This window comes from Pseudoalteromonas sp. SG45-5, from assembly GCF_014164085.1.
Taxonomy (GTDB): Bacteria; Pseudomonadota; Gammaproteobacteria; order Enterobacterales; family Alteromonadaceae; genus Pseudoalteromonas; species Pseudoalteromonas aliena.
This window is the reverse complement of record NZ_JACJEM010000095.1, coordinates 1-7,893: the sequence shown is the minus strand read 5'-3', so window position 1 is coordinate 7,893 and position 7,893 is coordinate 1. Positions and strand designations below refer to the sequence as shown.

The 7,893-nt window shown below is 39.1% G+C and carries 6 protein-coding genes; 4 read left to right on the top strand and 2 right to left on the bottom strand.

Annotation, left to right across the window (positions count from 1 at the left end; genetic code table 11):
- Positions 1 to 113 precede the first annotated feature (113 nt).
- Positions 114 to 1,739 (bottom strand): tetratricopeptide repeat protein, encoded by a 1,626-nt coding sequence (locus tag H5119_RS19480; protein ID WP_182703415.1) that lies wholly within the window; start codon positions 1,737 to 1,739, stop codon positions 114 to 116.
- 77 nt (positions 1,740 to 1,816) lie between these two features.
- Positions 1,817 to 2,344: a sugar O-acetyltransferase gene (locus H5119_RS19475; protein ID WP_138585209.1), complete on the bottom strand. Its 528-nt coding sequence runs from the start codon at positions 2,342 to 2,344 to the stop codon at positions 1,817 to 1,819.
- A gap of 138 nt (positions 2,345 to 2,482) precedes the next feature.
- Between H5119_RS19475 and H5119_RS19470 the strand changes: the two genes are divergently transcribed.
- The 4 genes from H5119_RS19470 (at position 2,483) to H5119_RS19455 (ending at position 7,773) form a co-directional block, all read left to right on the top strand.
- Positions 2,483 to 3,247: a DeoR/GlpR family DNA-binding transcription regulator gene (locus H5119_RS19470; protein WP_077536480.1), complete on the top strand. Its 765-nt coding sequence runs from the start codon at positions 2,483 to 2,485 to the stop codon at positions 3,245 to 3,247.
- A gap of 40 nt (positions 3,248 to 3,287) precedes the next feature.
- Entirely contained in the window at positions 3,288 to 5,108 is a 1,821-nt protein-coding gene (gene glmS, locus H5119_RS19465; RefSeq protein WP_182703414.1) for a glutamine--fructose-6-phosphate transaminase (isomerizing), read from the top strand.
- A gap of 111 nt (positions 5,109 to 5,219) precedes the next feature.
- Positions 5,220 to 6,407 (top strand): alpha/beta hydrolase-fold protein, encoded by a 1,188-nt coding sequence (locus H5119_RS19460; protein ID WP_182703413.1) that lies wholly within the window; start codon positions 5,220 to 5,222, stop codon positions 6,405 to 6,407.
- Positions 6,408 to 6,510: 103 nt separating this feature from the next.
- A complete protein-coding gene (locus H5119_RS19455; RefSeq protein ID WP_182703412.1) occupies positions 6,511 to 7,773 on the top strand; it encodes an ATP-binding protein in 1,263 nt (420 codons plus the stop codon).
- The last annotated feature ends 120 nt before the right edge of the window (positions 7,774 to 7,893 follow it).

Here is a 7,893-nt window from a genome sequence, read left to right as displayed (position 1 = left end):
GGCCAGCTATTGACGCGTAAATTCGCCTTGTTTTCACTGAAAATCTTTGGCTAGAGAAAATAAATTTAAATATCACCATGATTCAATATGTTAGTAAATCTCTTAACCAGAGTTCAGGTTAAATAGTGAGGTGAGGCTTTAGCAAGTATTTCAAGCTTTTGTATTTGTTGCTTTAGTTTATGTATATCTTCATGTTCTTCGTTGCAGTGGTTAATAACATAATGTGCGGTTTTTATTATATTATGCCAGCGAGGTTTTTTAGGCAGTGTTTTAATCGCTAAATAACGCTCTAAGGTTCGCACCCGCAGCCGACCATCATCAATGTTTACTTTCCACATTTTACTTTCTTCTGCTAGCTCAATTCTTGTTTTTGAGCTTGTTTGTTCCCAAATACTCAGCGATAGCGTCATGACTTCTACAATTAATTGGCGAGTGTCTTGCTCTGTGTCGATAGCTTCGTTGGGGGCGGCGTTGTTCACTGTATTTAGAGGTTTGCTTGTTTGTGCTAAATATTTATAGCTGAGCAACACGCCTACTATAAAGGCACTAAATACCGCTAATATATTATAAAGAGTTAAATAGTTATGTTGTGGCTTATTTGGGAGAATATCGGCTTGCTTCAAGCGTAGCTGGTATAGATTGGCCGTATCAGCTCGATTTTGGCGTAACATTGTATTGTAATCTTCAAGCGTACTTAGTGCATCACGGTATTGTTTTGATTGCTGTTGTGATTGAGCGAGTGCGATGTAAAATAACTCTGTTAGTTGGCTGTTTTGATTGTGGTTTTTAGCTAACCCTTGTTTTAATAACACTTGTGCTTCAGTGTCATTACCTTCTAGTTGTTTTAGTTTTGCTTCTATTAATAGCGCCCGTTGGTCGACTTTGTCATTTTGAATAAGACTACGGGTACGTTTTTGTGTTGCTAGCCATTTATGTGCCTCATTAAGTTTATTTTGAGCTAAAGCGATTTCAGCGAGTAGTAAGTAGGCGCGTGAAGCTTGAGTATGCGCACCACTATTATTTAACTGCGTGAGCGTTGTGTTTATAAGGTTTATAGCTTTATCAAACTGTAACTTTTTAAAAAACACTTCAGCTAAGCTTATCAGCGTATGGTTTGCCTTTGTTTGATTGCCAAGTTGTGTATGTAGTAAATGTGCTTGTCGAAATGACACGATAGCATCATCTAATTGATTAATATCTCGCGATATATTACCTAAATTATTTAAAGTAACGGCTTGGCGTTTTAAGTCGTTTAATTGCTTAGCAATGTCGTAACTGTTTAAAAATAAAGTTAAAGCGGTGTCTAAATCCCCAAGCGCTTGATATACATTAGCAAGATCATTCGATGTTTGACCTTCATAACTTAAGTTTTTTAACTGCGTAGCAAGCTTTTGTGTTTTATGAAAATAAGTAAGAGATTGAATATAACCTCTTTGCCTGTATGCATTAATACCGAGTTGTCGCGTTACATGATATTGCTGTGAAATACTTAAACTTTGGCTAAGTAGTTGCTCAAGCTCTGAGTTTGCTAAGGCTAAATCACCAGCTTGTCTATACAGTACAGCTAATTCTAATTTAGCCTCAAATGATGCAGTTGAGTGTGGCTTGAGTTTACTGATTTTTTGTTTGCAGGTTAAAATATCACTCGTTATATCAACCGATTTATTTTGCTCACAAACACTTGCCGATACCGGATAAGAAAAAAGTAAAAATATAATAAAAACAATATTTAGAAACATCACTAAGTACGAGTTGCATTTTTGTTAAACTAAAAATAACACAGTATTAACTTTTCGTCATAAAGATTGTATGACTATTAAATGTTACGTATTTTTTGTGCTGGATTTCCTGCAACCACGGTATTAGCGGTTACGTCTTTGGTGACCACCGAGCCGGCACCAATCACGCTATTATCGCCAATGGTAATACCTGCTAAAACAATAGCTCCCGCGCCAATCCATACGTTATTACCTATAGTTATTGGTGCTGCAAAGTTTTCTTTATTTAAACGCTGAGCAGGGCTTAATGCGTGGGACACAGTTAAAATTTGAACATTAGGGCCAATTAAGCAGTCACTGCCAATCGTTATTGCACCTTCATTAATTGGTGCATCTAATACAGTGCAATTAATGTTTATAAAAGTACGATCACCAATAGTAATTTGATTGCCGTAATCGCAGTGAAAACCAGCTTCAATTATAACGCCTTCACCACATTCTAAAAATAACTCTCTAATACGTTTTAAGTTGCCTTTGCTCGGACTTTTATTAAATAGGCGGCAGGTGTCGCCAGTTTGTTTGCGCAGCGCTAAATATTCTTTGTTTAAACTAGTAAATACTTGCATGTGGTTTCTTTTAAAATAAAGCTTATGGCATTCTACCTTTATTATTATTTGATTAAAGCTGCTTTAATTTCATTCATTCACTTGTCATTTAACTTATTTCGTTTAAAATCCAATAACTTTCGAAACGAAACTTAATTTATGACTAAACGAAACACACAACAACGTCGTCACAATATCTTGGTTCAGGTTAATGAGCTAGGAGAAGTCGTGGTTGAAAAGTTAGCACAGCAGTTTCAAACCTCCGAAGTAACCATTCGAAAAGATTTAACCGCGCTTGAAAAAAGTGGCTTATTACTGCGCCGTTATGGCGGTGCTATTGCTCTGCCTAAAGAGATTGTTAGCGATGAAATAGACTCAAAGCGCAAAGTCGCAATAGCAAAAGCAGCAGCCGCCCTTATAAAAGATCATAACCGCATTATTATAGATAGCGGACGCACTACTGCTGCGATGATCCCCGAGCTTGCAAATAAGCGTGGGCTCGTTGTTATGACAAATGCTATTAAAGTGGCTAGTCGTTTGTTAGCACTCGAAAACGAACCAACACTTTTGATGACCGGTGGAACATGGGACCCGCATTCTGAGTCGTTTCAGGGGCAAGTTGCCGAAAATGTATTATGCTCTTACGACTTCGATCAGCTATTTATTGGTGCTGATGGCATAGATGTAAAACGTGGCACAACCACTTTTAATGAGCTGGTGGGTTTGAGCCAAGTTATGGCAAAAGCGGCACGTGAAGTAATCGTAATGGTTGAATCTGACAAGATTGGCCGAAAAATACCAAATTTAGAATTACCGTGGAAAATAGTAACCACATTAATAACCGACAACGGCTTAGCTGACGATAAACGCAAAGCAATTGAGGCGTGTGGTGTAAAACTAATTTGCGCAGAGATTATACAATAGCTACTTAGTAGCAAGTATTTAAAAAATTAAAGGAGACACTATGTGTGGAATAGTTGGGGCAGTTGCAGAACGTCCAGTAAATAAAATTTTAGTTGAAGGCCTTAAACGCCTTGAATACCGTGGTTACGATTCAGCAGGCGTAGCCTTGCTTGATGGCAATACACTTAATACGGTAAAAGCAGTCGGTAAAGTAGTTAACGTAGAAGCTGCTCTTGAACAAGCAGGTGTTAGCGGTCATACAGGTATTGCACACACTCGCTGGGCAACACACGGTAGCGTAACAGAAGCCAATGCACATCCACATGTTTCAAATAGCCAGCTTGCACTTGTCCACAATGGTATTATTGAAAACCATGCAAGCTTACGTGCTGCGCTTAAAGGTGACGGCTATGAATTTTTATCAGACACCGATACCGAAGTTATGGTGCATTTAATTCATCAATTACGCCAACAACACACTACATTGTTAGCCTCTGTTCAAGCTGCTGTAAAACAGTTTGAAGGCGCTTTTGGTACCGTTGTATTTGATAAAGACAACGACAACGAAATCATTGTAGCGCGCTCAGGCAGCCCACTTGTTATTGGTTTAGGCCTTGGTGAAAACTTTATTGCCTCTGACCAACTTGCATTATTACCTGTTACTCGCAGCTTCATCTTTTTAGAAGAAGGCGATGTAGCGCGTATTACACGTGACACAGTAGAAATTTTTGATGCAAACGGTAACGCCGTCGAGCGTGAAGTGATTGAATCAAACATTACGCAAGATGCATCAGGCAAAGGCGATTACCGCCACTACATGCTAAAAGAAATTTACGAGCAGCCACTTGCAGTACGTAACACGCTTGAAGGGCGTTTAAACGACGATCGCGTAGCAATTGATGCCTTTGGCGACAGCGCTCAACAAATATTTAAAGATGTAAAACACGTACAAATTATTGCCTGCGGTACGTCTTACCATTCAGGTATGGTTGCACGTTACTGGCTTGAGCAGTTTGCGGGTGTTAGCTGTAATGTAGAAATAGCTTCTGAATTTAGATACCGTCAGTCGTTTGTTCATGAAAACAGCCTACTTGTTACTATTTCTCAATCGGGTGAAACAGCCGATACGCTAGCCGCATTACGCCTAGCTAAACAGCAAGGTTACATGGCTTCAATGACCATTTGTAACGTACCTGGTTCATCACTTGTACGTGAATCAGATCTCGCCTTTATGACCAAAGCGGGCGCTGAAATTGGCGTTGCTTCAACAAAAGCGTTTACTACGCAATTAGTTGGTTTGTTAATGCTTACTGCGTCTATCGCGCAAGAAAAAGGTCTTGATCAAAGCGCAATTGTAAATGCAATTAAAGTACTTCCAGCTAAGTTAGAAGAAACATTACTACTCGCTGATGGCATTGCAGATCTTGCAGAAGAGTTTGCCGACAAGCACCATTCATTATTTTTAGGTCGTGGCTCGCAATACCCAATTGCAATGGAAGGCGCGCTTAAACTTAAAGAAATTTCGTACATTCATGCAGAAGCCTACGCAGCGGGCGAGCTAAAACATGGCCCACTAGCGCTTATTGATGCCGACATGCCAATTATTGTTGTAGCACCTAATAACGAATTGCTAGAAAAGCTTAAATCAAACGTAGAAGAAGTACGCGCACGTGGCGGCATTATTTACGTATTCGCAGATAAAGATTCAGCTTTTGCATCAGACGACACAATGCGTGTAATCAACGTAAACCACACTGACGACATTATTGCGCCAATTGTTTATACCTTGCCATTACAGTTACTGTCGTACTACGTAGCGGTAATTAAAGGCACTGACGTTGACCAACCACGTAACTTAGCTAAATCGGTTACGGTTGAGTAAAATCAATAGGTTGAAATTTATTCGCTAAAGTTAAAAAGGTGCATTATGCACCTTTTTTTGTTCCTGAAACTTTGTTAACTTAAGTAAGTTATTATTATCAAAGGATTGGTTATGCGCTTACTCACCGCTTTGTGTTTTGTTAGTTTTTTTACTTTTAGTTCACACAGCGTCTTTGCACAATCGGATACGAAACACCAAAGTACAGATTACTCCCAGCACACGCACACTATTAAATCGGCTGTTTTAAACGAAGAACGCACAGTTGTCGTTCAGTTACCTAAGAGCTATCAATCTGAGCCAAACAAGGTATATCCTGTTATATATCGCTTAGATGGCGCGGGTAATATACCGCTTGCCAGTGCTGTTATTGAGCGCTTACAAAATGATAATCGTGCGCCCGAGGTTATTATTGTCGCTATTGAAAGCACTAATCGACTCAGAGATTTCTATCCTACAGTGAATAAAGAGCCACAAGGGCCTGTCGGTGAAGGGGGCGGCGCGGCAAAGTTTTTGACGTTCTTTGAGCAAGAGCTCATTCCTTTAGTTAATAAGAATTATCGTACGCATAATTATAAAGTGATTGCTGGCGCATCTGCTGGTGGTGTATTTGCGCTATATGCGTTGCAGGCAAATCCTGAGTTATTCCAAGCGCATATTGCGTATAGCCCTGCGGTTTGGTGGAACTATGGCGCATCGGTAAAAAGTACAAAATCGTTTATAGCTAAAACGAAAGAGCTTAACAGTTATGTTTACATCAATATCGGCGAAGAAGCCGGAATAATGCGCGAAAGGTACGATGAATTACAGCAATCACTGCAATCGTATAAAGTGCGAGAGCTACGCTTCTTTAGTGATGCGTTTGATGGTGTCTCGCATAACCTGACTTCCGTTGCAGGCTCATTTAATGCCTACCACAACTTATTTTTGCCTAAACAAATGCCCATAAGTGATTTAACTGACGATGTAGCCTCTATTGATGCTTATTATCAAAACTTATCTCAACAATGGGGCGAGCAGATTGCGCCACCGGATCGCGCTGTTAGATCACTCGGTTATAACTTAACGGGCAGCAAGCAATTTGCCCGTGCTATTGAGGTGTTTAAGTACAATATAAAAAACCACCCAAAATCAGTCGATGCGTTTTCAGCCTTATCTTATGGCTATGAAATGCAGGGTGATACTCGCCAAGCGCTTGAAAAGATGGAATCTGCTTTAGCGATTGCAGACGACTCATATCCTTATATAAATTACTTAAAAGAAACTAGGGCTAGGTTAAAAAAGCATGATAAGAGGCAGTAATTTAAGCTATTAACTTTTGAAAATTAAGTTGTTGATTATCGTATATAGCGAAAGTGAGGCCTAACTTTAGGCTTTAAATCACATAATAAGAAGGATATTTAAAGTGGCAGATTTATTAATTGAACACTTAAAAACAAAAGGAACTGAACATTCCGATTTAAGTTTATTAGTGAACCAATGGGGATTTGATCAAAAAATAATCCCAAAAGCTTTACAGAGTATTGGTAGTCTTTTCCCACACTTCAGCCGCCATGATGAATCTCATAGCAAACAAATTTTAATAAATATCGAAAGAATCTTAGGTAAAGAAAATATAGCTAATTTAACAGCTACAGATACATGGCTTATCTTAGAGTCTGCTTATTGGCATGATATAGGTATGGTAGTTCCGCAAAATGACCTAAAAGAAGCTTTTAGTGATCCTGATTTTCGTCACTATATTGATTCCATAGTTACAGATAAAAATCATCATTTAAATGAGTTTTGCTCAAATTTTAATAATGAAAATCTGATAGATAGCTTTCAATTCATGGGATCGCCCATTGAGGCCACTGATAATTTCCGACAGCTAATGGCTGAATGGTTCAGAAGAAAACATGCCAATAGAGCTGAGCAAACGGTAAATACTCCTTGGGAATCCGCTGGTATATCTTCCCCAAGAACTGAGCTGATCCCTAAGAGGCTTTTCAGAATACTTGGGCAAATTTGTGCATTACATGGGGCTAATTTTAAAGAGATTGTTGGTGAAAATGGCTTACCTTATAAAGAGGCAGGACTGGGACAAGAAGATTGCCACCCAAGATTTGTTGCCTGCATGCTAAGAATTGGCGATTTGTTGGATTTAGATGACAACCGTTTTTGTCCTGTAATGAAAAAGATTGCTGGTGATAGCAGACCATCATTAAGTAAGGCTCATGAAGATAAACATGCTGCTATTAGGCATTTGCGCATAGACAAAGATAGGATTGAGGTTACGGCAGAGTGCAGTAGTGTTGATAGTTACCTTGAATCTTATAAGTGGTTTGAATGGTTAAAGCAAGAAACTCAGGCGCAAATGAGCCTTTGGCAAGAAATAGCACCTAGCAGGAGCTTTGGTTTATTACCTACTTTAGGGAATATACAGGTGAAACTTAGTGGGCAGCAGCAAGTACTGTCTGAAGGGGAAAGGCCTCAATTTAAACTGGATAGTGAACAAGCAATTAAGTTACTACAAGGAAGTAACCTTTATGCTTCAAAATTTGCCTGTATCCGAGAGCTTTTACAAAATGCTGTCGATGCAACTTTAATAAGTGTTTGGTTAAGGAATAAAAACAAGATTAGTTGTGAAAAATGGAAAAACCCAAGTGATCCAGAGGTAAAGAGGTAATCCCCCCATTTTTAATGGAGGCTATCTGTAGAATTTCCGTTGTTTAACTTTTCCAGTTTTTGTATGGGTGTTATCCCACCTATGCCCATGTTAGGGCGTTCATTATTATAAGTCCATAAC